26 protein-coding genes are annotated in these 25089 nt (G+C 47.3%); 16 read left to right on the forward strand and 10 right to left on the reverse strand.

Annotation, left to right across the window (positions count from 1 at the left end; all coding sequences use genetic code 11):
• Positions 1 to 3: 3 nt before the first annotated feature.
• On the forward strand, positions 4 to 543 hold the full coding sequence (locus O3C43_09205) for a dihydrofolate reductase family protein (protein MDA1066666.1): 540 nt from the start codon (positions 4 to 6) through the stop codon (positions 541 to 543).
• Here the strand turns inward: O3C43_09205 and O3C43_09210 are convergent.
• The 4 genes from O3C43_09210 to O3C43_09225 form a co-directional block, all read right to left on the reverse strand.
• Positions 522 to 1691, reverse strand: coding sequence for a serine hydrolase (locus O3C43_09210; protein ID MDA1066667.1), 1170 nt, complete (start codon positions 1689 to 1691; stop codon positions 522 to 524). The genes O3C43_09205 and O3C43_09210 overlap by 22 nt on opposite strands.
• Positions 1692 to 1798: 107 nt before the next feature.
• Entirely contained in the window at positions 1799 to 2389 is a 591-nt protein-coding gene (locus O3C43_09215) for a PepSY-associated TM helix domain-containing protein (protein MDA1066668.1), read from the reverse strand.
• Between the two features lie 20 nt (positions 2390 to 2409).
• Positions 2410 to 3012: a hypothetical protein gene (locus O3C43_09220; protein ID MDA1066669.1), complete on the reverse strand. Its 603-nt coding sequence runs from the start codon at positions 3010 to 3012 to the stop codon at positions 2410 to 2412.
• 41 nt (positions 3013 to 3053) lie between these two features.
• Entirely contained in the window at positions 3054 to 3491 is a 438-nt protein-coding gene (locus O3C43_09225) for a DUF5069 domain-containing protein (protein ID MDA1066670.1), read from the reverse strand.
• Between the two features lie 358 nt (positions 3492 to 3849).
• Here O3C43_09225 and O3C43_09230 point away from each other — a divergent pair, with 358 nt between their 5' ends.
• Genes O3C43_09230 through O3C43_09250 form a run of 5 tightly spaced genes read left to right on the forward strand, consistent with a single transcriptional unit; the run spans position 3850 to position 8236 of the window.
• A complete protein-coding gene (locus O3C43_09230; protein ID MDA1066671.1) occupies positions 3850 to 4755 on the forward strand; it encodes an alpha/beta hydrolase in 906 nt (301 codons plus the stop codon).
• Positions 4756 to 4801: 46 nt separating this feature from the next.
• Complete coding sequence (pcaB, locus tag O3C43_09235; GenBank protein ID MDA1066672.1) at positions 4802 to 6145, forward strand: 3-carboxy-cis,cis-muconate cycloisomerase; 1344 nt, start codon at positions 4802 to 4804, stop codon at positions 6143 to 6145.
• Positions 6146 to 6147: 2 nt separating this feature from the next.
• Positions 6148 to 6459 carry a hypothetical protein gene (locus O3C43_09240; protein ID MDA1066673.1) on the forward strand — a complete coding sequence of 104 codons (312 nt, stop codon included), beginning with the start codon at positions 6148 to 6150 and terminating at the stop codon, positions 6457 to 6459.
• Positions 6456 to 6851 carry a 4-carboxymuconolactone decarboxylase gene (gene pcaC, locus O3C43_09245; protein MDA1066674.1) on the forward strand — a complete coding sequence of 132 codons (396 nt, stop codon included), beginning with the start codon at positions 6456 to 6458 and terminating at the stop codon, positions 6849 to 6851. Before O3C43_09240 ends, pcaC begins: the two co-directional genes overlap by 4 nt.
• Positions 6852 to 6889: 38 nt before the next feature.
• On the forward strand, positions 6890 to 8236 hold the full coding sequence (locus O3C43_09250) for a 3-oxoacid CoA-transferase (protein ID MDA1066675.1): 1347 nt from the start codon (positions 6890 to 6892) through the stop codon (positions 8234 to 8236).
• Between the two features lie 3 nt (positions 8237 to 8239).
• On the opposite strand, the gene pobA is transcribed toward O3C43_09250, so the two are convergent.
• From pobA to O3C43_09270, 4 genes are read right to left on the reverse strand one after another with little or no spacing between them, the layout of a single operon-like run.
• Complete coding sequence (gene pobA, locus O3C43_09255; GenBank protein ID MDA1066676.1) at positions 8240 to 9424, reverse strand: 4-hydroxybenzoate 3-monooxygenase; 1185 nt, start codon at positions 9422 to 9424, stop codon at positions 8240 to 8242.
• A 16-nt stretch (positions 9425 to 9440) separates the two neighbouring features.
• On the reverse strand, positions 9441 to 10022 hold the full coding sequence (gene pcaG / locus O3C43_09260) for a protocatechuate 3,4-dioxygenase subunit alpha (protein MDA1066677.1): 582 nt from the start codon (positions 10020 to 10022) through the stop codon (positions 9441 to 9443).
• Between the two features lies 1 nt (position 10023).
• A complete protein-coding gene (gene pcaH / locus O3C43_09265; protein ID MDA1066678.1) occupies positions 10024 to 10722 on the reverse strand; it encodes a protocatechuate 3,4-dioxygenase subunit beta in 699 nt (232 codons plus the stop codon).
• A 45-nt stretch (positions 10723 to 10767) separates the two neighbouring features.
• Positions 10768 to 11238 (reverse strand): MarR family transcriptional regulator, encoded by a 471-nt coding sequence (locus tag O3C43_09270; protein MDA1066679.1) that lies wholly within the window; start codon positions 11236 to 11238, stop codon positions 10768 to 10770.
• A 256-nt stretch (positions 11239 to 11494) separates the two neighbouring features.
• On the opposite strand from O3C43_09270, the gene O3C43_09275 reads away from it, so the two are divergent.
• The 5 genes from O3C43_09275 to O3C43_09295 all read left to right on the forward strand — a co-directional run bounded on the left by O3C43_09275 (position 11495) and on the right by O3C43_09295 (position 17252).
• Positions 11495 to 14041 carry a sodium/solute symporter gene (locus tag O3C43_09275; protein ID MDA1066680.1) on the forward strand — a complete coding sequence of 849 codons (2547 nt, stop codon included), beginning with the start codon at positions 11495 to 11497 and terminating at the stop codon, positions 14039 to 14041.
• A 13-nt stretch (positions 14042 to 14054) separates the two neighbouring features.
• The gene (locus O3C43_09280) at positions 14055 to 14324 is read left to right on the forward strand and encodes a hypothetical protein (GenBank protein MDA1066681.1); all 270 of its coding nucleotides are present in this window, start codon (positions 14055 to 14057) and stop codon (positions 14322 to 14324) included.
• On the forward strand, positions 14321 to 14755 hold the full coding sequence (locus O3C43_09285; protein MDA1066682.1) for a PIN domain-containing protein: 435 nt from the start codon (positions 14321 to 14323) through the stop codon (positions 14753 to 14755). The genes O3C43_09280 and O3C43_09285 overlap by 4 nt, the downstream gene beginning before the upstream one ends.
• Positions 14756 to 14845: 90 nt before the next feature.
• Positions 14846 to 16249, forward strand: a complete 1404-nt coding sequence (locus O3C43_09290; GenBank protein MDA1066683.1) for a sulfatase — start codon at positions 14846 to 14848, stop codon at positions 16247 to 16249.
• A gap of 100 nt (positions 16250 to 16349) precedes the next feature.
• The gene (locus tag O3C43_09295) at positions 16350 to 17252 is read left to right on the forward strand and encodes an ROK family protein (GenBank protein ID MDA1066684.1); all 903 of its coding nucleotides are present in this window, start codon (positions 16350 to 16352) and stop codon (positions 17250 to 17252) included.
• 114 nt (positions 17253 to 17366) lie between these two features.
• Here the strand turns inward: O3C43_09295 and O3C43_09300 are convergent, their stop codons facing one another.
• A complete protein-coding gene (locus O3C43_09300; protein ID MDA1066685.1) occupies positions 17367 to 17768 on the reverse strand; it encodes a type II toxin-antitoxin system VapC family toxin in 402 nt (133 codons plus the stop codon).
• Positions 17765 to 18031 carry a hypothetical protein gene (locus tag O3C43_09305; protein ID MDA1066686.1) on the reverse strand — a complete coding sequence of 89 codons (267 nt, stop codon included), beginning with the start codon at positions 18029 to 18031 and terminating at the stop codon, positions 17765 to 17767. The genes O3C43_09300 and O3C43_09305 overlap by 4 nt, the downstream gene beginning before the upstream one ends.
• Positions 18032 to 18220: 189 nt before the next feature.
• On the opposite strand from O3C43_09305, the gene O3C43_09310 reads away from it, so the two are divergent.
• The 5 genes from O3C43_09310 (at position 18221) to O3C43_09330 (ending at position 25065) form a co-directional block, all read left to right on the forward strand.
• Positions 18221 to 19690: a sulfatase gene (locus O3C43_09310; protein ID MDA1066687.1), complete on the forward strand. Its 1470-nt coding sequence runs from the start codon at positions 18221 to 18223 to the stop codon at positions 19688 to 19690.
• Between the two features lie 140 nt (positions 19691 to 19830).
• Entirely contained in the window at positions 19831 to 21234 is a 1404-nt protein-coding gene (locus O3C43_09315) for a sulfatase (GenBank protein MDA1066688.1), read from the forward strand.
• A gap of 107 nt (positions 21235 to 21341) precedes the next feature.
• On the forward strand, positions 21342 to 22460 hold the full coding sequence (locus O3C43_09320; GenBank protein ID MDA1066689.1) for a sialidase family protein: 1119 nt from the start codon (positions 21342 to 21344) through the stop codon (positions 22458 to 22460).
• A gap of 77 nt (positions 22461 to 22537) precedes the next feature.
• Positions 22538 to 24010 carry a sulfatase gene (locus O3C43_09325; protein MDA1066690.1) on the forward strand — a complete coding sequence of 491 codons (1473 nt, stop codon included), beginning with the start codon at positions 22538 to 22540 and terminating at the stop codon, positions 24008 to 24010.
• 77 nt (positions 24011 to 24087) lie between these two features.
• On the forward strand, positions 24088 to 25065 hold the full coding sequence (locus O3C43_09330; protein ID MDA1066691.1) for a Gfo/Idh/MocA family oxidoreductase: 978 nt from the start codon (positions 24088 to 24090) through the stop codon (positions 25063 to 25065).
• The last annotated feature ends 24 nt before the right edge of the window (positions 25066 to 25089 follow it).

The following is a 25089-nucleotide window of genomic DNA, read 5'->3' on the forward strand; positions in this document are numbered from 1 at the left end:
TTCATGCTTGAGATCATTTACCATGTCGCCTCTAGCCTGGATGGCTTCATTGCAGACAAGGATCTTCGAGTCGATTGGCTAAACGATTTTCATAGTTTCGATGACTCAGAAGTTTCAAAAGACTTCAATGCATTTCAAAAATCTTTCGACGCTATTATCCTGGGTGGTCACACCTATGACTTTGCTTTGGACTATGGTCAGTGGATGTCACCTAATACTCCAAGTTGGGTGTTCACAAGCCGGAACCTCAAAGTGCTACATCCCTCAATTCAATTGACTCAGGAAACTCCTGAATTGGTTTGTAAGAAAATGGACGGGAAAGGCATCAAACGAGCCTGGCTTATGGGCGGAGGAAAACTGGCAGCTTCCTTTTTCGACGCTGGTCTGATAAACATTTTACAAGTATCCATAGTACCCATTCTCCTGGGACAAGGAGTACCACTACTTTCCAAGACAGAGAAAGAACCGATACTTACCCTCACTGAGAATAAACAATACGTTAATGGAATTATTAGAGTAACCTACCAGGTCAGATTTCGATAGATTGCCTGTTCGAATCCGAGCAAGATCGCAATACATGCCGCATCTGCGTAGGGGTCCACCTGCATAAGAAGTACAGCCGCGATCTCGTTTTTAGGATCGATCCAGAAAAAGGTGTTTTGGATGCCGGACCAGCTTAAGCAGCCCTTCGGCCTCAAATCTGGCACCTCATCCACTGAGATTTGAAATCCGAGCCCGAACTTATCGTTTCTTCCTCCTGCAGGAAACGGGCGCGACCGGTAGTTCATCGCACCGGGATCTTGAGGAAGGTTAATTTCACCGATTTGGTTTTGGGCCATGAGGCCGAAGGTAGCAGGTTTTATCAGTTGTGAATCATCTCCGGCAGTCACTTGCAAAAGCATCTGAAGGAACCTGGCGTAGTCACCCGCCCTTGAGATCAGGCCATAATCGCCTCGAAGAATTACAGGAAGTTTTTCAGGGTTGGGCAGCTCTACTAAAGAAGCTTCTCTTCTTTCATGCGTAGTAACCAGCCGCTCGTATGCACAATCAGGAAGCTCATAAAATGTGTTCTCCATTCCGAGAGGCTCAAAGATCCTTTCTTTAAAAAATCCATCTAAGCTTTTCCCTGAAATGGATTCGATTACGCGGCCCAGGACATGCGTACTCGGACCGTAAAGAAATTCACTTCCAGGTTCGAACATCAAAGGCAGTTTGTGCTCACCTTTTCCGGTAAGCTCTTTTAACAGTTCAACTGTTTCACTTTTAAATCCATAGCCGAATCCAGACCGATGACTAAGCAGATGACGGATGGTTATCTCTTTCTCTGCCGGCTTTGTTAAGAAGCTGGAACCTGAATCATTGAAGCTATCGAAAATCGGCCGATTTCCGTATACCGGAACATACCGGGATACAGGATCGTCCAGCCTCAACAAGCCCTCTTCGAAAAGCATCATCACAGCCACCGAAGTGACCGCCTTCGTCATCGAAAAGATTCGAAAAAAGCTATCCGGATCCATATCGATGTCCTTTGCTACGTTCTGCTTTCCGAATCCTTTGTGATAGAGGATGTCCCTCTTGTTACTGACTAGCGCAACCAGTCCTGGCGGTTCACCGTCTTCGGTGACTATATTAAAAAAAACATCCAGCTCACGGATTCCGTTTTTTGAAAACTCAGGAAGATTTGCGTGCATAGAAATTTTGTTAACAAAAATAATTGTGGATTAATCCAAAACAGTTGGAGCGAGAAATAACCAGGGCCAGTAAGGCCATCGCATCCAAGACCGGGTAACCTTTGATTTCAGAAAGTAATTAACAACCCAAAGAAGGTGATGGTTCCGGCCCCAATCGCTACCCAACCCCAATTGCGGGTGTGTGAAATTTTCCACCAAAGATATAGCCCGGTTATTATCCAGATGAGAAATGCGATACAAACGATATCCACAATAAATCCCCAGATCCATTGCATGGGATCGCCTTGCCCATACCCATGCCTGAAGTGGAGACGAAGCATAGCCTCAAAAAAAGAACCTTCGCGTTGTTCTGCAATGAGCATTTGGTCGGAGAAGCGGTAGGTCACTCGAACAGGTTTTAAAAAACGTTGACTGGTAATGAGCACACGTTGCGGATTTCTATTAACGCCCCACTGAGCTGTAGAAATTCCTTCGTCCTTAAGTAACTCTTGAGCCCAGGAACGAAGTGCTTCCTGAGAATCTGGTATACTTGCCTGGTAATCCTTTTCCAACAACTGAGTCCAGGCATCGGGTGGCGGACGCAGCTCACGAAAGGTTGGACCATGATTTAACATGAAGGTAGAGAACGCGTAGATAAAGATCCAGGGGACCAAAAACATGCCCAGATAAAGGTGGGTCCGACGAAAAATGAGGTTCATGCTTTTCATGGTTTCGTCACCTACATGCCAAATATTAAAACACCAAACAGACCAAGACCACACAGAGCAGACACCGCGCCCCACATTCGCGAAGGCTTTATCGTCCACCACAACCAGACTCCAGAGGCGATCCAGAAAAGCATCGCCAAAGCGGTGACCTCAACTCCAAGTCCCCATAATTTCATCGATGCGTATTTTTGCTGAAACCCATGCCGAATGTGCATGCGCGTGAGCATGCTTGGCATATTAGCAACTTGTTTTTCAACCGTCACCCTTCCCTCCTTGGGATAATAAACCACCCGTTTCATCGCGTAGGTCGACTGCCGCATGATCGTAAACTCATCTCCTAGATTCCCACGAACAAAGTGTGAACCATCCATATCGAGATCCTGAAGGATTTGCTTGGATGCCTCCAGCGGAGTCACTTCGTCTCCAAAGGTAGACTTGTATTCAAATTCTGCTTCCAGTTCGTATACGTTTAAATCCCCACCATACCAATCTCGAATCGTTCCAAAGTGATTAAAAACGAGCGAGCTGAGCGTATACATCAAGATCCAAGGCGTTAAAAACAACGCCAGGTACATGTGAATCCTCCGCACATAGCGGGTGAAATTGGAGGCCATTAAATGAATTAGAAAGAAAAGACCCCGAGGACCTGAATCAACTAACCAGCAATCTCCTCTTTATGAAAGATGGCCCAATCGTCTAAATTGTTTAGATTCACAGCATCGCGGGCAGCGCAAGAATCGTCATTCAGGCCGGCACCGCCAAATATTTCAGCACGCGTTTCGTCGCTATGGATGTAGCCTTCAACTCCTGCATTGTGACCAGCGATGTTCGCGTCAGCTTTCATGTTTTCTTTCACCCACGCTTCGAATTGAACATAAGATGGTTTCTCAGAAGCAATATAAGCCAAAGTGGTTTCCTTATCCAGCCCAAGTGCATCCAAGGTCATTTGATCATATCCTGCACCACAGGCAGGATACTCGGCGTGCAATTTTCCGGCAGCGCCCAATGAGGCTTTTTGCCAAAAACGAGGAAGGTGAAGAACTCCGAGTGGACCGGCTACTCCGGAACTGATGGTTGGAACGATATTGCTCATTTATTAATTTTATTGAGATTCTTGATTGAGTATCTCCAAGAACAAAAACCCACCAAGTTCGGTAGGAATATTTATGTTTCGCCTGGGAGAAAATTAATTGATTCCTAATATATACTGAAATCTGAAGGCACCAAGAAAAATATTGGACAATCTCAGAGAAAATACACGTTTTCATTATTTTGTACATCAAAGGTGAGCCAGCGTTGACCTCAGACCTTAAGGAATTAAGAACAGACCCTTAAATCAGTCTCACGCATAATTTTTGATTCTTAGGACCAAAGACCAAAAGCTCACATCGGCCGTCTAACAAGCGAGCTCTGGCTTGACAATTAGTAACACGCGTTACCTTTTTATTCTCATGAAGACACCATCATTTGCCCTAGTGCTTTTAGTTGTTCTCCATATTTCATTAGCTGGCCAACGAAACAACGGTCCGGTCCTTCCAGAAGGCACCCAAATTGATAAGGACATAGTATACGAAAGCGTGGGCGACCGGGAGCTACCGCTCGACCTTTACCGGCCAGCTGGATCAACCGGGCCATTGCCATTAGTTATTTGGATCCATGGAGGCGGATGGAGAAATGGAAGCAAAAATGGAATCCAGGCTTGCAGTACTGTTTTAAAACACGGTTACGCATTGGCCTCAGTAGAATATCGTCTTAGTGGAGAGGCCATATTTCCTGCAGCCATTGAAGACTGCAAAGCCGCTGTAAGCTACCTCAGGCTCAACGCAAAAAAATATGGATTGGATCCAGATCGATTTGGCGTTTGGGGATCTTCCGCTGGAGGCCATCTTGTAGCGCTTCTCGGAGTCACTAACGATGTGAGCGATTTCGATACTCACTCGGTTACGAAAAAGGCCTCTCCAAAAGTTCAAGCGGTTTGCAACTGGTTTGGTCCTACCGACTTTTTACGAATGAACGATTTTGAAGGACGGATGAATCATAACGCTGCGGATAGTCCAGAATCTCTGTTTATAGGAGCATCCATACAAGATCATCCCGAAAAAACTCAAAAAGCGAATCCGATAACCTATGTGTCTCCAACCGATCCACCCATGCTTTTGATGCATGGAAGTAAAGATGGATTGGTTGTCTATAATCAGAGCGAGCTTTTATATGCCGCGCTTCAAAAGGCTGGAGTCAAGTCGAGCCTCTACAAGGTCGTCAATGGCGACCATGGGTTTCGAGGATCGGACGAAAGTATGGAATCCCTGATTCAGCGTTCTATAGATTTCTTTGATAAAGAATTGAAAGGACTCTAAATCCAACCGCTGACGAGAGAAATTTTTAGTTAGTAACCAGTCCATAATGTCGCAGTCCAATAAATATAAATACTCGTCCGAACATGTGACTGAAATTTTCTCACCCCAGAATAAAGTCAGGGCGATGCTGAATTTCGAAGCGGCATTGGCCAAAGCTGAAGCGACTGCAGGCGTAATTCCTGAAGATGCAGCAGCAATCATTAGCAAATCCTGTGAGGAAGCGGTTTTCGACGCCGCAGACCTTGAAGCCAGAGGATCCCGCGCTGGAACCATGGTGATTCCCTTGGTTAAAGATTTAATTTCACACGTTCACGATAAATCACCAGAGGCGGCACGCTTTGTTCACTTCGGATCTACCAGTCAGGATGTTTTGGATACCGCTTTGGTCTTAAACCTCAAGGAAGCCATTTTCTATATAAACGCAGATCTTGAGCGTATGGAAAAGGCGTTCGCAAAACTGGCCCGAGAACATGCGGGAACACTACTTCTTGGCCGAACCTTACTTCAACCGGGATCACCCATTAGCTTTGGACTGAAGGCAGCCGGTTGGGCCTCAGCAGTACGACGTGGTCGGGAGCGCATAAACCAATCTGGAGAAAACGCTTTGGTTCTACAATTTGGTGGGGCAGTAGGAACGTTGTCCACCCTTCACTCAAATGGATTGAAAGTCGGTAAAGCCTTATCAGCCGAATTAGGACTTCCTCTGCCCGACGCACCCTGGCACACGCACCGCGACCGTCTTGTCGGGTTTGCTTCCGCTTTAGCCATTCTTGTGGGGACCTTGGGGAAAATTGCCCGCGATATTTCACTCCATATGCAACGAGAAATTGGAGAACTTTCCGAGCCCATTGAAGAGGGACGAGGTGGATCATCTGCCATGCCGCATAAACGAAACCCGGTAGGATGTATGCATGTGCTGTCTGCAGCAAATCGAGTCCCGGGATTATTGTCGTCCCTATTATCGGGCATGGTTCAGGAGCATGAACGCAGTATCGGAAACTGGTCGGCCGAATGGTCCACGTATCCGGATCTTATAAAGGAAGTGGCAAAAGCAAGCTCAGCGATATTGGAAGTCTCCGAAGGTTTGGAGGTAAATACCAAACAAATGCGGAAGAACCTGGATGAAACCCTGGAGATCGTTTTTTCCGAAGCACTCGCGGCAGCCCTCATTCCACACTTGGGTCGAAAAGAAGCGCAGCGACTGGTCGCGAATCTGTTGGATGAGGTAATCACTTCGAATAAACCATTATCACTCGTTGCTTCTGCAAATCCTTTCGTCTCCCAGGCAATTAACTCGAAAGACTTGAAAAACGTATTTGATCCTAACAACGCTCTCGGTTCGACCAATGATTGGATCGAAAGACTTTTAGCTGGAGAAGCTAAGGATTAATCATGCCCTGTGCTACAGTATGCGATGGGACAAAATTCTACTACGAGCTGGAGGGCAACCCTTCGAATCCTGTTTTGATGTTTTCGAATTCTCTAGGGACAACCCTCAACATGTGGGACAGACAATCGTCGACATTCCCAACTACTTTTCAGCTGCATCGCTATGACAGTCGTGGTCATGGAAAGTTAATAGTCAGCAAAATCTTGACCGCCGAATACGTGGAAATTGCCAATGCAGCTCATTTGTCGAATATCGAGCAGCCGGAACAGTTCAATGCTGCTCTCTCTGATTTCTTGGAAAGGAATACCCTATGAATAATGATGAAAATAAAACCGAGGCTTACATAAAAGGTGAAGCAATTCGCCGAAACGTTTTGGGTGATGAGCACGTCGACCGTGCTATCACAGGAACGAAGGAATTCAAAGGAGCATTCCAGGAATTCATCACCCGCTATGCCTGGGGCGAGATCTGGGATAGACCCGGGCTCGATAAAAAAACTCGCAGCCTTCTCACCCTTTCGATGCTGATCGCCTTAGGTCATGATTCGGAGTTTGAAATGCATATTCGAGCGGCGATTAACAACGGAGTAACCGTGGAGGAAATCAAAGAACTCCTTATGCATTCCGCCCTTTATTGCGGTCTACCTGCGGCCAATCATGGGTTCAAATTAGCCGAAGGAATTCTAAAAGAATTGGGGAAGCTTTAACCCTAGGTCTGACCTGAAAGAGTAACTTGTTACAGTAAATGAAAACAGTACCTATAATAACGGCCGAACATGCCGCTTCACTTGTTCACGACGGTGACACACTTCTTGGAGGAGGATTCGGAATGACCGGAAACCCAGTCCGTCTTCTGCATGCACTTGCACGGACTGAGGTTAAAGACCTGACATTCGTTGCCAACAATGTTGGTGAAATCAATCTCGGAGGCGGTAGGCTACTTCGTAATGGTCAGCTCCGTAAAATGGTTGGGTCCTATTTCACCAGCAATCATGAGGCGACAAAAGCCATTCAGACCGGCGAGGTAGACCATGAACTTCTCCCACAAGGGACTTTGGCTGAAGCGATTCGCGCAGGTGGCGCCGGGCTAGGTGGATTTTTTACACCCACTTCGGCAGGAACCCTGCTCGCCGAAGGCTGTGAGACAAAAGTAATAGACGGAGTTGAACAGGTTTTGGTGAAGAGTATTCGTGGAAATGTAGCTTTCATACGTGCCTGGAAAGCTGATACTGCAGGAAACCTGGTCTATCGGATGACCGAACAAAATTTCAATAAAGCCATGGCTACCGCTGCGGATATAGTGATCGCCGAGGTTCAGGAAATCGTACCGGTCGGAGAAATCGTACCAGAATCTATTCATACGCCTGGCTGTTTTGTAGACTATCTCGTCGAGTCAAAATTGTCCCTCGAGGACTTGGGAAGTTCTTCCCACGTAAGTTCGGATAGGAAAATTGAATCCTGGAGATTGAACATGGCAAAACGAGCCTATCAGGAATTGAAAAGAGGCGATGTGGTGAATCTTGGCATAGGCATTCCAACGTTGGTCTCAGATTATATTTCAGAAGAGGATGGTATCCTGCTCCACAGCGAAAATGGCATGCTAGGCGTCGGCCCCACTCCGACAGATGGAGGCGGAGCGATGCACTATCCAGTTAACGCTGGAAAAGTACCGGTCACTCCTTTGAAGGGTTGTAGCTATTTCGATAGTGCCGATTCGTTTGCCATGATTCGTGGAGGCCACGTTGATGTAGCGATCATTGGTGGTCTCGAAGTCGATGAATCAGGAAACCTGGCCAATTGGGCCGTCCCGGGGAAACCGGTACTGGGCGTTGGTGGCGCCATGGATCTAGCATCTGGAGCTAAACGCCTGATTGTTACCTTAAAGCATACCGGAAAAAACGGGGAATCAAAGGTGGTGCCTCAATGCACCTTGCCCCTTACGGCGAAACATGCTGTTTCAATGATCATTACCGACCTGGCTGTTTTCAACTTTGAGAATGATGTTTTGACCTTGATTGAAATGATGCCAGGAGCCTCGTTAGAAGATGTTAGAAATAACACAGAGGCAAAATTTATTGAAAAGCTTTCCTGAAACTCAGAACGGAAGCCCAACGTAATTTTCAGTCAGACTTGCCATGGCAGCTTGCGAGTTTACCAGGTAACCCAGCTCAGCAAGCTGAAGTTTTTGCGAGAAACCACCCGTTTCATGATCAGGAAAGCGATGTGTAAGGTGAGTGAACCACCAGGAAAAACGAATGGCTTTCCAAACGCGGTCGAGTGCTTTGTCCGAATAACAATCCAGCCCAGTCGTTTGCCCGGTTTTGTAGTACTCAATTAACCCGTCAGAAAGGTAATGAACGTCCGAAGCAGCCAGATTAAGTCCTTTCGCTCCCGTGGGAGGCACGATGTGAGCGGCATCACCCGCAATGAAAAGTGATTTATAACGCATCGGCTCCGCCACAAAACTTCTCAAGGGAGCTATGCTTTTTTCAATCGAAGGGCCCGTATCAATGTGCTTCCCCACTCTATTTCCAAACCGGTGAATTAAGGTTGCCCAAAACCGGTCATCCGACCAGGCATCCAATTTCTCATTCAAATCACACTGAATATAATACCGGCTTCTCGTTTTCGAACGCTGACTAGCCAAGGCAAAGCCATCCGGGTGATTGTTATAAATGAGTTCGTCCGATACGGGCTTCACATCGGCAAGAACTCCCAGCCAACCAAAAGGATACGCCCTTTCATAGATTTCAAGGAATGATTCAGGAAAGTGTTTTCTGGATACGCCATGATAACCGTCACAGCCTACAACAAAATCACAATCAATCTTGTAGGATTTTTCGTCGTGCGTGTAGCTTAGGGAGGGAGCCCCAGACTCAATTCCCTCTATCTGAACGTCTTTTGCTCTATACACCGGTTCCTGCCCGCGTTCGGCATGTGCATCCATAAGGTCTTTGGTAATCTCGGTCTGCCCATAAACCGTTACACTTTTGCCGGTTGACTGAGCATTAAAATCAATACGGTGAAGGGTGTCATTAAATAGAAGTCCAATTCCCGTATGGATGAGTGCTTCCTTATGTAGCCTTTTTGCCACCTTCGCCGCCTCCAGCATGTTGACGGTTCCCTGTTCCAATATGCCTGCCCGGATGCGCCCTTCCACGTGGGCACGGGAGTATTTTTCCAGGATGATGGATTCGATGCCATTGACATGCAGGATCTGAGAAAGCAGAAGTCCCGCTGGCCCTGACCCGATTATCCCCACCTGCGTCTTGTGCGTCATAAAACTGCGGATACAACTAAAACTCTAAAAACACAGTCGCCTGATCGCCCTGCATATGAATATCAAATTGGTAGACCACATCCTGCTCATCCTGAACTTTTTGAGCAATGAGTGTATTGCGACGGTTAGCGGGAATCAGTCGAAGCAAGGGATCCTGTTCATTTGCTTCGACTTCATCCGAAAAGTACAGACGCGTATAAACATGATGCATCAATCCTCTGGAGAAAATGGTGAGAGCTATGTGAGGCGCTTGTTGCTCATCTACTTTTCCAGGTTTAACCGTCCGAATTATATATCGGTTTTCCTCATCAGTACCGGTACCAAATCGCCCAAAACCAGAAAATTTATCTGCGCAAATTGTCCGGGAGTATTTTCCTTCCCCATCCGCTTGCCAGCTCTCAACGATTACGTTTTTCATCAGATCGCCTGATCCACTAAAGACTTTTCCAACAATAGTGATGGGTTCTCCAGCTTCGTAATCGCGAGCCACATTACCAGATGCCAATTCCCGGAAATCGTAACCATATTGTTCTGGAGCAAGTCCATAGGAGAAAAATGGACCCACAGTTTGGGAAGGTGTTTGTTTGAACGAGCTCATATCAATCCTCAAACGGAGTAGCGTTGGGTCCTCGCAAAATAATATCCCATCGGTAACCGAGCGCGAATCCTTCCTCAGTTAGGTCCAGGGAAAAATCAGCGATCATGCGTTTGCGTGCTTCATCGGGTGGTCCTTTGTAAATCGGATCATAGGCAAGCAACGGGTCGCCTTCAAAATACATCTGAGTAACCAGGCGCGTCATGATGTTGGGACCAAAAATCGAAAAATGAATATGTTGAGGTCGCCAGGCATTGGGATGGTTACCCCAAGGGTATGCACCGGGTCGTATGGTGGTGAATTTATACCAGCCATCTTTGTCGGTGAGCGTTCTTCCCGCTCCGAGGAAGTTAGGATCCAAGGGTGCACCATGCTGATCCTGTTTATCAATGTATCTTCCAGTTGAGTTTGCTTGCCAAATCTCAACCATAGTCATCGGCAAAGGAGAACCATTTTCATCTAACACTCTTCCAGAAACGATGATACGCTCGCCGATTGGGTCTCCCGTCTTTATAGCATTTTTCGTTAAGTCATTGTCGAATTCTCGCAACACAGACCCATCAAACCGGGGCCCGCTTGTCTCAGTTATAGTCTGCGGAACAATGACCGGTTCCTCGGTAGGAGCTCGTGTCGTACCCGACTTGTAGGGTGGATAATAATTCGGAGAATGACTTTCCTTGTCCTTGGATTTGTATGGCTGCATTTCCGGGTTAATCAGTTTCTTAATTTCTGTTGAGCGGGTTAGAGTTCAGATTAATTCATCGTCCAAAGACTGAAGCAAAATCTTAAGGTGGCCGCGAAATTCGGATAACTGTTCGGAGGTGAATCGACTGGATATTCGCTCCTCCAAGTTTAGTGCCAATTGGCGATATTCTTTTTCCACTTCTTTCGCCAAAGGAGATAAATGCACGCGATTTGCCCGGGCGTCGTTTTTGTCGGTGGTTATCTTAACCAGGCCATGTTTTTCAACTCCACGAACAAGACGGGTGATAGTCATTTTCGATAGGAGAAGTTTTCCCGCCAGCTCCGTCTTTGTTTGGCCATCCTTTTCATACAGGGCAAACATCAGGTTACCCATGCCAGGTTTGATGTGATCACTCAGACTCGATTCTGAAAGGGATTTTTTTAAAAGAGCGCGAAATACAATCGTCGCTCTACTGAGATAGAACCCAAGTGATTCGGTCCCTACCGGGGCATTTATAATTTTATTCGCTGGCATTGAAACTTGAAAATAAAAGTAACATACGTTACTAATTGTCAAATACAAACACCTAACTCCTATTAAACAATTCGAAGGAAAATTAGACTAAACCCAGAGACACATGCGCCAGGATTCCTTTCTATTGACTCTACCAAATCCAATGGATTAATTAATAGCCTCATTGAGAAGTAATGTGCAGTATAAATAGTTAGCTTAGTCATATCAAACTGACCTCAAACCATCCCAAATCTTTCGCGCTTCTTTAAATCATTTAATGACTTCTGTTCTACCCCGGATCGTTTCGCTTCTTTCAATTGCAGCTTCCACATTCTTCTTTGAATCAAACACAGGGGCAGCCGAGAGCGCTTATCTGGAATGGACCCATTTCTCCAACCTTCCACCTGTGGGTGTGCAACCCGATGCGTTAGGAGTTGCCGGTCCGTATGTAGGAGTTCACAACGATGCTCTTATCGTCGCAGGTGGTGCCAATTTCCCGAAACCCTACTGGGGCGAAGACAAAATCTGGCACGATGACATCTGGGTTCTTGAGAGAACAGGTGAATGGACACTCGGCGGAAAACTACCCCGACTACTTGGCTACGGAGCCTCCGTATCGACCGAATGGGGAGTACTTTGTTTGGGTGGCAACGACGCGGATCGAACCTTCAACGACACCATTCTACTTAAATGGAATACTTTGACTAAACAAATTGAACAGGAATCGCTTCCCAGCCTCCCAAAAACCATAGCCTTTACTGCAGCGACTAAACTTGGCACCAAAGTCTACCTTGCCGGCGGGATCGAAACCAATGCCTTGTCGTCTGCCATGAATAACTTTTGGGTGCTCGACCTGGAAGACCTAAGTGCAGGCTGGGTGGAGTTGCCCTCATGGCCTGGCCTGGAACGAGGGTTCAATGTGATGGTTAACCAACACAATGGTAAGGAAAACCAGATTTTCGTCTTCAGTGGCAGACGCGAAGGAACCGACGGAGTCCTTCAATTCCTAACCGACGCATACGCATACAGCCCCAGTAACAACACTTGGAAACGCTTAGCCGATTCACCCGTTTGCTTTATGGCAGGCACAGCGATCCCCGCCGGTGAAAACCACATTCTTGTTCTCGGTGGTGCAGACGGATCACTATTCCACCAGGCGGATGAGTTAAAAGATAAACACCCCGGTTTTCCAAAGCAGATATGGGGTTACAACGCTTTGACAGATACCTGGCAGAAGACAGGAGAAATGCCATTGAACCATGTGACTACTCAGGTGGCCAAATGGGGAAAGCATTATTTCATCGCTTCGGGCGAGGTGCGCCCGCGTGTTCGAACACCTATCATCTGGAAGGTGTCAACCTTGCCAAGCTCATCCTCCTTCGGCACTCTAAATTGGATAACTCTACTCACCTACTTGGGAGCTTTACTGGTCGTCGGTTTTGTCTGCGCACGAAACACTCATACAACAGATGACTTCTATCTGGGAGGTCGCTCGATTCCCTGGTGGGCAGCAGGTATGAGTATTTTTGGTACGACCCTAAGCGCCATAACCTACCTCTCGCTACCTGCTCGCGTCTATGGAACCAGTTGGGCGGCCATCTTGTTGAACGCGGGAATTCTGATTGTAGCGCCATTGATCGTTTACGCTTACATTCCACGTCTGCGAAGAATCAATGCGGTCACGGCCTACCAATTTCTTGAGGACCGGTTTGACGTGGGCCTGCGACTCTTCGGAAGTGCGTCATTTATTATTTTCCAGCTATTCCGCATGGGAATTGTTGTATTCTTGCCGGCGTTGGCACTGGCAGCAGTAACAGGTTTCAACCTCACGCTTTGTATTCTGATGATGGGAATTATTGCCACCGTTTATACGGCCTTCGGAGGAATCAAAGCCGTTATCTGGACGGACGTAATACAAGTGATTGTGTTAATCGGTGGTGCCCTTCTCGCCTTGGGCATCATCGCATCAAACCTGGACGGAGGTTTCTCCACTTTGGTTTCTGTGGGCAAAGACGCCGGTAAATTTGAGATGCCACCCATCGAATGGTCCTGGGCCACTGACTCATTTATGGTTCTCATTCTTGGAGCTATATTTTCCAATGCCTTGGTGCCTTACACCTCCGATCAAGCAGTTGTGCAACGTTACTTGACAACCAGCTCGGAGAAGGAAGCACAAAAAGCGGTTTGGACTAACGCACTGCTAGCCATTCCGGCCACGTTGATTTTCGCAGTAATGGGAATCGCCCTGTTTGTTTTCTACAAATCCAATCCGGAGTTGCTGGGGCCTCTTCAAAAAAACGACCAGATCCTTCCCTGGTTTGTTGCTCATCAGATGCCTGCAGGATTAGCAGGACTTGTCATTGCCGGTGTCTTCGCTGCCGCCATGTCGAGCTTGGATAGTAGTATGCATTCCATCTGCACCGCTGTATCCAACGATTTCGTTTTAAGATTCAAATCCGACTGGAGCGAAAAAGACCAACTTAGCTTTGCTCGAAAGCTGGTAAGTGGTCTCGGAATTTTGGGTACTGCCTTTGCCATTATCCTTTCGACCATGGAGGTCGGTCACATCTTTGATCTTCTGATCGGCTTATTGGGTTTAATCGGCAGCCCACTTGCAGGTCTTTTCCTTCTTGGCCTGTTTGTCAAACGGGCAGGAAGCATGCATGCCTGGATTGGAGTAAGCAGTAGCGTAATCGCCTTGGCCTACGCAAAATATTTTACCAATCTAAATGGCCTTCTCTATGGTCTGGTCGGAATCGGAGTCTGCGTTGGTGTAGGTTTGCTTTCATCACTATTAATTTCGAAACAAGCCGCGGAAACTTGAAAATTGACATCTGATGCACTTTAAAATTGCATCAGATACTATGAGAACAACCTTGGATATTGATAAACCCATTTTGAATGAACTGAAACGCTTAGGTAAAAAGCAAAAGAAAACGGTTGGGAAACTTGTCAGCGAACTACTTGCCACTTCTTTAAAGGATTTGGAGAAGATGCAGACTATCCAGTCAAAGGCTGCATTTAACTGGAACTCCAAATCAATGGGAGCCCAGGTAGATATAGAGGATAAGGAAGCTCTTCACGCCGCAATGGATAAAGCCCCATGAGCTACTCTATCGACGCCAATATTCTAATCTATGCGTCCAATCAGGAGTCAGATTTTCACAACAAAGCCAAAGCCTTTATGTCAGCTTGCATCGAAAATTCGGAGCCAATCTATCTCTGCTGGCCTACCGTGTTCGCCTATCTTAGAATAAGCACTCATCCCCATATTTTCACATTTCCACTCACTCCTAAAGAAGCTATCCAAAATATTGAAACCCTAAAGTCCTTACCCCAAGTTCGCCTTATCAACGAAGGCGATCATTTTTGGGAACATTATTCAGAAGCATGCAAAGGGCAAATTGTTCGCGGCAACCTCGTTCCTGATGCTCATGTTGCAGCTCTATTGCGCGAAAATGGCATCCGTCGCCTCTTTTCCCGTGACCGCGACTTCTTTAAATTTACTTTTCTTGATGTCAGAGACCCGTTTGCCTGAATCCAGGAATTGATAGAGACCTCAATCAGGATCAAGACCAAGACAATGAAGTTTTTCATTTTAGTATTTCTAAATTTAGCCTTTTGCATCATGCCTTTGTCGGCAGCAGAAAAAGTGGATGGAACGTCACGTTCCCCCAACGTCCTCTTCATCGCCATTGACGACATGAACGATTTGACGACGCTGTTCGACAAATCCAATCCCATAAAAACCCCGAACCTCAAGCGGCTTGCCGATCAAGGGACCTTCTTTGCCAGAGCCTATTGTAACTCTCCGGCCTGCAATCCTTCTCGTGCATCGGTTCTCAGCGGAGTCCGGCCGTCTACCAGTGGTGTCTATAACAACAGCAGCAATTGGAACAAAGCGATGCCGGAGATCACCATTCTCCCCCAGCATTTTAAGGATCATGGCTATCGCACCTATGCGTCAGGAAAGATCTTTCATCACCACGGCACTGCCTTTTTTCGTTACGAAGCATTTGATGAATATCTTGAGTTTCCGACCAGCCAGCCGGATCGCCCGATGCCTCCAAACGGCAACTTGAACGGGATTGATCAATGGACTCGTCCGAATGGTGGAAAAGGAAAAGTAAGTCGCAATTTCGATTGGGGAGTATACCCGGATGATCCAGAATTTCACATCGACAATCGAACGGTCGATTGGGCCATTGATAAAATAGGGAAAGCCGAAGGTCCGTTCTTTATCGCTACCGGAATTTTTCGTCCACACATGCCGTTCTTTGCACCTCAAGAATGGTATGATGCTTACTCGATGAAGGATTTGGAATTGCCTGCCATTAATCAAAACGATCTCGAAGACGTACCCGAAGAAGCTCGGCAAATGCTCCACCCTCCCTCTCGGAGTTTCATGAGCACCTTTAAAGCAGAAAAGGCTAGCGACCCGGAAATCTTCGAGAAAGCGGTTCGTGGTTATCAAGCGTCAGCGAGTTTCGCCGATTACAATGTAGGCCGATTGATGGAAGCCTTAAATGAAAGCGGTAAGGCGGACAACACCATCATTGTTCTCTGGTCCGACCACGGGTTTCATTTAGGCGAAAAAGAACACTGGGAGAAGTTCGTTCTCTACGAAAAGGCGACACACATTCCCTTCATCATAGTAGCACCCGGATTCAAGAAAGGACAGGTCAGCTATCGTCCAGTTACTTTAATTGACCTTTACCCTACCCTGACCGAACTCTGCGGACTACCGACACCGGAGCACCTCGAAGGCGAGAGCCTGATTCCTCTATTAAAAAACCCGAAAGCCAAAAAGGATCCCGCGATAATTACCTACGGACAAGACAACCATGCCATACGTGACGACCGGTACCGGTATATCCGGTACGCCGGCGGCGATGAAGAACTCTACGACACGGAAAACGATCCGCACGAATGGACCAACCTGGCCACTCAAAAGAGTAGTCGCAAAATCATGGACGAGCTGGCCAAGTGGCTACCTGACCACAACTCGGCTCCCATCGAAGCGGCCAAGTAATAATTCCGATGATTATTAAATCAATTTCCTGTTCGCCAACAAAACAACTTCTGAAGTTACACTTCCAATCTTCACAAAATAACATAGGACAACTGTTTGTATGAACTGGAGTATTGGAATCGATGTCGGCGGCACTGCCATCAAAGCCGTAGCAGTAGATGAAGAAGGTACCATTCTCAATAGGATTTCACTTCCTACAAATGATGGGGCAGATTCAGTAGCTGAGTGGACGGAAAATGCCCGTCAAACAATTCGTGACTTCGAAAAGGAAATAGCTTCGCCCGCACTTTCAATTGGCATTTCTGCTCCAGGTCTCGCTGCGGCTGACGACCGGAGTATTGCATATCTGCCAGGGAAAATGGAAGACATTCAAGGATTCGACTGGACGGATGCTCTGGACAGAAAGTCGCTTGTTCCTGTTCTCAACGACGCTCACGCCGCCTTGCTCGGAGAAGCCTGGATAGGAGCCGCTAAAGGCAGACAAAACGTGGTTCTCCTAACCCTTGGAACGGGAGTTGGTGGAGCGATCACTTCAAGTGGCAGGCTTTTAAAAGGAGTTATTGGTCGAGCCGGTCACCTCGGACATATGAGTCTTGATATCGATGGTCCAATCAGCAATTGCGGTACGCCGGGAGCAATTGAGGTGATGATTGGTAATTACACCATTAAGGAACGATCCAAAGGCAGGTTCTCATCAACCCGTGAGCTTGTGGATGCACACGAGGCGAACGATCCTGTTGCTACAGAAATCTGGCTTCGATCCATTCGTGCACTTGGTTGTGCCATTGCCTCTTATATTAACATAATCGATCCAGAAGTTGTCGTCCTCACAGGAGGAATTTCGATTGTCGGAAAAACCCTCATGGATCCCCTGAAATCTGTTCTCGATGAAGTAGAGTGGCGACCGGGCGGACACCAAGTCCCGATAGTTTTTGGAAAACTGGACATGTGGGCCGGAGCGGTAGGCGCAGCTTACGCGGCTTTAAATCCGGATGCATTCTAAATAGTGAGAGTTTCGTTCTTCGCTGTGCCTGATTTAAAGTTGATCCAAAGTACCACCAAATGCGCAAAAATCGTCTTTGGAACAATAGACAATTCCACCTCATGAATCAGGCAGTTAACCTGATTCCAAATTTTTATACGTCTCAACTTGTAATCCCTGAATTCGTTTAAAATGCTGATCATTGCGGGTCACCAATTGGAAATTACCCACTAGCGCAGTCGCGGCTATCAAGATATCGAAGTCGCCTATCAGCTTTCCTTGCAACCGGAGTTGCCTGCGAATTCTGGAGGCCTCTTTAGCTACAATAGGACTCACCGATAACCACTGAAATGATCGAAGAAACTTCTCCCCATCTTCAATCGCTTCAAATCCCTCAAGAAATTCCGTTAGGGAAATTACTGACAACGCAAAATTGTCCTGAGAGTGCTCTTTTAAGTAACTGCTCGCTCCGAGTGTTTTCCCTCCATGAAACTCTCGCTGAAGGTCGATTAGAAAACAGGTGTCCAGCAGTTTCATTCGTCCCATTTGGAGGGTGACGTGCGCTGTTGGATCGAGTCTTCCTTTTCCGCTTTGTCCCAATAATCAAGTGTCGCTTTTGCAACAGGTTTGCGTTTGGCACCATAAATCGACTTCAATTCTCGAAGTATACTCTCGCCAGTATTCTCCCCACCATCAAAACGGGCACGCCGAACCACCGCAGAAAATGATTCCTTTCCACGCTTGGCTCGTTTGAGCTTTTCATAGGCATCCAATTCCAAACTGATCGTCTTAATAGCCATGCATGAGTAGATGCATGAAAATGAAACAATTGTCAAGACGTTGAAATTCTGAAAATTGGTAGAATCCCGGTCGCTCACGCGTTTCAAAGCTCTCACCTTTAGAAAGAAAACTCACATATCAAAATTACGGACTTTCCTCCGTGTATTCAGAGGTGTAGGTATCAATAAGTTCAAAAACAGACACTCGAAATGGCAAATGACACAACCCGGGTAGCAATAAAGATCGTCCTTGCGCTTCTTTGTTTAAACCAAATCGCATTCACCAATACTCAACCCAACATTCTCCTCATCGTGTCCGAGGACAATGGACAAGAGCTTGGCTGTTACGGCGAACCCTATGTGCAAACACCGAATCTTGATCAACTCGCAAGCGAAGGGGTCTTGTTTAAGAACGCCTATGTAGCTCAGGCGGGTTGCAGCCAATCGCGCGCTTCTTTTTTAACAGGATTGTATCCTCATCAGAACGGACAGATCGGTTTGGCCACCTGGAAGTTTCGGATGTATGACGAGAATACGCCGAACATAGTTCGAAGTCTGAAAGCCGCCGGTTACCGGACCGGCATCATAGGCAAGTTGCATGTCAATCCTGAGCCTGCCTTCCCATTCGATTTTAAAGCAATTCCTTCCGCAAATTTTAATCGAAAGGATCAGGATAATTACGCCACCGAAGCAAAACGTTTTATGACCGCGGATGAGGAACCGTTTTTTCTGAGCGTTAATTACCCGGACGCACACCGTCCATTTATCACCCAAGTAGATGGACTTCCGAAAAAGCCTTTGACGGGCAAGGACGTAAAGCCCCTCGCCTACTTTGGCATCGATAACGCAGAACTGAGACAACAGACAGCCGACTATTACAACTGCATGAGTCGCTTGGATTCCTTGATCGGAAATCTGTTATCGAAACTTCAAGAAACAGGGAAAACCGACAATACCATCATCGCCTATATCGGGGACCACGGCGCAGACATGCTTCGCGGGAAACGTACTTCCTACGAAGGTGGCACGCGTGTCCCATTTATCATGAAATGGCCAGAACATGCGAAGGCAAATCTCGTCTCCACTGAACTGGTTTCCCTCATCGACCTGGCACCCACTTTACTGGAAGCAGCAGGCGCAGAACCGATTCCAAATTTACCCGGTCGATCCCTTTTACCTTTGCTCAAAGGCGAATCCAAGGACTGGCGTCAGTATTTGTTTACTGAGTTTCACATTCATTCGGCCCACAACTATTACCCTCAACGGACGGTACAGGATGATCGTTACAAACTCATCGTGAACCTGATGCCCGGTGTGAAGAACCCGGGTTACGAGTTTACAAACAATCGGTTTTTTGAAAACTTGAACGACACTATTCGTTCGGCAGAAGAACCTATAAAAAGCGCCTACCTCAATATGGAAAGGCCGGTTCGATTCGAACTCTACGATCTGAAAGAAGATCCCTACGAGTTCACCAATCTGGCCGCAAATCCCGCGGTCTCAGGCCATTTGGCTCGTTTGCAAAAAACACTCCAATCTTGGCGCATGGAAACAGATGACCCAATGCTCAATCACAATAATGTTCTTCGTCTGAAAGCCGAGGTGGATGCCTGCTTCGTAAACGGCGAACCCGACAAAACAAAACTAACCTTAACTTACCCCGATTACTTTTTTGAATGAACGCAATTGGTAGGGACGGATCGCCGAGCCGTCCGGAATCCCCAAACATACGGCCCGCTCGGCGATCGGGCCCTACCCCAAGGCAAAGAATTGTTGTCTGTATTTTAATACTTCTACCTGCAACCTTCGGCCTTCTTCCTTTGTCCGCGAGTTCAGCACCCAACGTCCTCTTCATCGGCATAGACGATCTTCGTCCCGACCTCGGGTGCTACGGAGATGAATTTGCCATCACACCCAACTTTGATCGCCTGGCTGCCCAGGGCACGGTGTTTAACCGAGCCTATTGCCAACTAGCTGTGTGTGGACCTTCAAGGTTGTCACTGCTTTCGGGCCGACGGCCGGACACTATTCAGGTCTGGGACCTCAATTCTCATTTCCGCGAAACCATTCCGGACTTGATAACCTTGCCCCAGCATTTTAAAAACAAAGGTTACTATACTCGTTCGATCGGAAAGATTTATCACGGAAGTGGAGCACCTGCCAAAGATACTCCGTCCTGGTCGGAGGATCCGCTTTACGACGACACAAGAAAACACGAATGGCGTTATGCGTCTGCGGAGAATCGGGCGGTCGACACACTTAAGCGCGAAGCAACTGAAGGCGAGGATGTACCCGAAAATACCTTCGTTGATGGACTGGTTTGCGACGCGGCGGAAGAAGCACTCGCTACCCTAAAAGATAAACAGCAACCGTTCTTTCTTGGGGTCGGGTTCAGGAAACCCCACCTACCCTTTGTGGCACCCAAGAAATACTGGGATTTATACAAGCGATCAGAGATCCCAGGACGAGTAACTCAAACTCATCCGAAAGGTGCCCCCGAATTTGCCACACGAACTTGGAACGAAATAGAAGGATATACAGACATTCCAAAAGACCTTAATGCTATTTCCGCCGATAAGATTCAAGAACTTCGCCATGGCTACTACGCCTGTATCAGCTATATTGATGTTTTGATCGGGCGCTTGCTCGACCGATTGGATGAACTGGATTTGACAGATAACACGGTCATTTGCCTTTGGGGCGACCATGGGTTTCATTTAGGCGAACAAGGTCTCTGGACGAAGGCCAACAACTATGAATTAGCAGCCCGAGTTCCCTTGATCATTTCTATTCCTGGGCAAAAAGAAAAAGGCGTAACTTCCAATGCCTTTGTCGAACTGGTGGATATTTACCCTACACTATCTGATTTGTGTGGTCTTGACCTTTCTTCAGAGCTCGAAGGACTAAGCATGAAACCCCTTTTAGATCAACCCGACCTTCCCTGGAAATCCGCAACTTTCAATCAATACCCGAGAGATTACACCGCCATAAAACACAAACGCCACGGCGATGTCATGGGCTATGCCGTTCGTACAGACCGCTACCGCTATGTTCAATGGAAAGATTGGAAGAGCGGCGAGATTCTTGAGGAAGAACTTTATGATCAGCAAACTGACCCGAATGAAATGATAAACATTGCGAAGGACATCAAACAAGCAGCCACTCTATTTCAACATCAACGAATTTTGGAAGCGGGCTGGAAAGGTGCGTTACCACTCAAATAACTGAATATTTTGAAACCACAAGAAGCGCAAAATGCACAAATTGCTGATTCAACGTAATAAGTAAGTTTTGCGTTTTCTGTGCTTTCTGTGATTCCTAAAAACTAAAAATGAATATTCTTCTCAAAACTATTATTGTCCCATTCTTTTTCTTAGCTGGATCAGTTTCAGCCTACGCGTTCGACGAATACATGATCTTCAAGTCCGGCGACGAAGGTTATTCCAACTACCGTATCCCCTCCCTGATTACAACGAAGGATGGATCCCTATTAGCCTTCTGCGAAGCTCGCAAAGATAATCGTGGCGATAGCGGAAACATTGATCTGATTGCCAAGCGCTCGACAGACCATGGGAAGACCTGGTCCGCTCCGATCGTGGTTTGGGATGCCGGAGACGAGACAGCGGGTAATCCCTGTCCCGTCGTTGACCAAAGAACCGGGCGCATTATAAATATCCTATGCTGGAACCTGGCGAGTGATCACGGAAGCGATTTGCACGCAGGCACCAGTAAAAACACTCGTCGCGTTTTCCAAACACACTCCGACGACGATGGCATCACTTGGTCAGAACCAAAGGAAATAACTGCCAATGTTAAAGATCCATCTTGGTGGTGGTACGCAACTGGCCCCGGTATAGGTATTCAGTTGGAGAACGGACCACACAAGGGTCGCTTAGTCATTCCCGCTAATCATACAGCCCCCGGTTACTATGGAGCACATACCCTGTACAGTGATGACGGCGGAGACACTTGGTCTATAAGCAACATCATCAAACCAACGGTTAATGAAAGTCAGGTCGTCGAACTATCAGATGGCCGATTGATGATGAATATGAGATCACAAGGTTTTCCAGAAACAGCTCGCCCAAGAAATGGTTATCGATCCATCGCTTTTAGCACCAATGCTGGTGAGTCCTGGACAAAGCCCAGATTTGACAAAACCCTCGGCGATCCACGCTGTCAGGGAAGTATCATTCGCTTCGACGAAGAGACGCTACTTTTCTCTAACCCAAATCCACCCATCAAAGCAGAGAGAGGTGAACGCATTCGTATGACGGTTCGTGCCAGTAACGATGATGGAAAAACCTGGCCACACGAATTACTCGTTTATGAAGGTCCTTCCGCCTACTCGTCGCTTGTCAGGATGGCAGACGGACAGGTCGGGCTACTCTATGAAAAGGACAAAGATATCGTGTTTGCGACTTTCGCATTGGATAAAATAGTCAGGTAAACTGGTAGGGACGGATCGCCGAGCCGTCCGAAACGAAACCACAGAACGGTCCGCTCGGCGATCGGACCCTACCCCATATGAAAGGATTTCAGAACAATTTCATTCTTCTTTTCTCTCTGATTTCTCCGCTCTTTGTTTCAGCCACAGATAAAATGGATGGAACGTCACGTTCCCCCAACGTGCTCTTCATTTCAGTTGACGACATGAACGACTGGGTAGGTTGCCTCGGCTCTGACCGCGTTCCAACGCCCAACATCGATGCACTTGCCGCTCGGGGCTTGCTGTTCACCAACGCGCACGCCGCAAGTCCGGTCTGTGCGCCAAGCAGAGCTGCAATCCTCACCGGGAAACGAGCCTCGACTACCGGCCTATACAACAACGGCCACTGGTGGCGTCCCGCCTATCCGGATCTGGTGACGCTTCCTCAGTATTTTAAAAGCCACGGCTACACATCCGCAGGCGGAGGAAAAGTTCATCACCACACGGATGGTTTTAATCCACCCGACCAATGGGATGAATATTTTAATCTCATTCGGGACCAGGATCTGATTGTCGATTACTTTAAAAAACGTGGAGAGGATCGCCGCTTTCTGACAACCATGCCCCGACACCCAAACAACTCACTCGACTGGGGACCAATGGAAGTGGATGACATGGAGATGGGCGACGGTCAAACCGTGAAATGGGCGAGCGAATTCCTGTCCCTAAAACACCAAAAACCCTTTTTCCTCGCGGTTGGTCTGTTTCAACCACATCTCCCTTTTTACGCTCCCAAAAAGTATTTCGATCAGTTGCCCAAAGATAAAGTGGAAGTACCCATTAATAAAGAGGGCGACCTCGACGACATTCCGGAAGGAGGCCAAAAGATGGCTGAGTATCGTCGCGGCGGTCTTCGAATGATCGAAGAACACGACGATCTACAACACACGGTGCAATCCTACCTGGCAGGTATTGCTCATGCGGATGCATTGATAGGAAACCTTATGGCAGCCTTTGACAGGAGCGATTACCGGGACAACACCATCGTCGTTTTCTGGTCGGATCACGGATACGCGTTTGGAGAAAAAGATCATCTCGCAAAAAGCACGCTTTGGGAAAGATCAACCCATGTGCCATTCATCATGATTGTTCCGGATGTCACTCAAGCTGGCTCAAAAACCGAAACACCAGTCGACCTCACTTGCCTCTACCCCACCCTCACAAGCCTATGCGGTTTGCCTGTTCCAAAAGATTTAGACGGTATCGATATAACGCCTGTGCTCAAAGATCCGCAAATCGCTTGGACGCACCCGGCGATCTCTGATTTTTTAAAAGGAAATACAACCATCCGAACAAAAGACTGGCGTTACATCCGTTACGCCGAGGGACGTGAAGGCGAAGAACTCTACGACCGCATAAGCGACCCCAACGAATGGACCAACCTGATCGCTTCACATAGAGAGCTGACTAAAAACTTTACATCCTGGTTGCCGAACAGTTATGCGGAGGAAGTGCCGTCAAAAGGAGCTTACCATTTCGACCAGGTAAATTACTCCTGGACCCGGAAATAGTTTTCTAATGGCTGTTAGGTCCTAAACCAAATTCGAAAGATAATCATTTTAATTAAAAACTGCCTAACTCCAAACAGATGCCCATTACCAAAATCGCGTTCATCGGAGCAGGAGACATCTCCCTCCTCCATGCTGAAGCCATCGATAAATGTGCGTCAGCAGAGCTGGCCGGTATTTGGTCGATCGATTCCGAATTGAACGCTGATAAAGCGAAGCGATTCGGCTGTACAGTTTATGAATCGGTCGAAGCACTGGTTGCCGACAAGAGCGTAGATGCCGTTTTTATTCTGACGAACCTGGAAAGCCACACCCAATATGCAACGCTCGCTATGGAGGCGGGAAAACACGTGTTGATAGAAAAACCCGTGGCACCAACCATTAGTGAGCTGGAAAAGCTCAAAGCCTGTGCGGAAGAGAATCACCTCATTCTGTGCCCAGGCCATAATTACATTCATGAGCCATCGCTTCATCGAACAAAGGAACTGCTCGATTCTGGAAAAATAGGGAAGTTGGTAGCCATTTACATTCACTATCACATTCATCATCCGGAAATCGTTGCCTGCCGTTATCCAGGTGTGATTCGACACATCCTCACTCATCACAGTTATATTCTTTTATTTCTTGGGGGTGAAATGCATGCCCCCGAATCGGTATCAGCCATGAAATCGATCGTGCATTACAACGAATTCAAAGGCGAGGACCTGGCCCTGGTAAACCTCCGACTGAAGTCAGGAGCGTTGGCTCATTTCTGTGCCGATTTCGCAGCCGATGATAACTCGAGCGAACCGTGGACATTTTCAGTAAAGGTAATCGGCACAGATGGGGCAACGAGCTTTAGCTATCGTGACTGGGTTGAAAATAAACCAGGTGTGGTCCACTCTCATACCTACTCCGTATACGAATGGCACATCCGCGAAGAAGTTCGGCATTTCGTAGAAGAATGCGTTCAAAAAGGTTCGAAACCTTTATCGACCATATACGATGCAATCACAGCTCAAAAGATAATCGAAGGCTGTGAAGCTTCGATCACCGAGCGACGGGAAGTTTCGATTTGAGGCCATAAACTTTAAATTGGCACT

This window comes from Verrucomicrobiota bacterium (assembly GCA_027622555.1).
Lineage (GTDB): Bacteria > Verrucomicrobiota > Verrucomicrobiia > Opitutales > UBA2995 > UBA2995.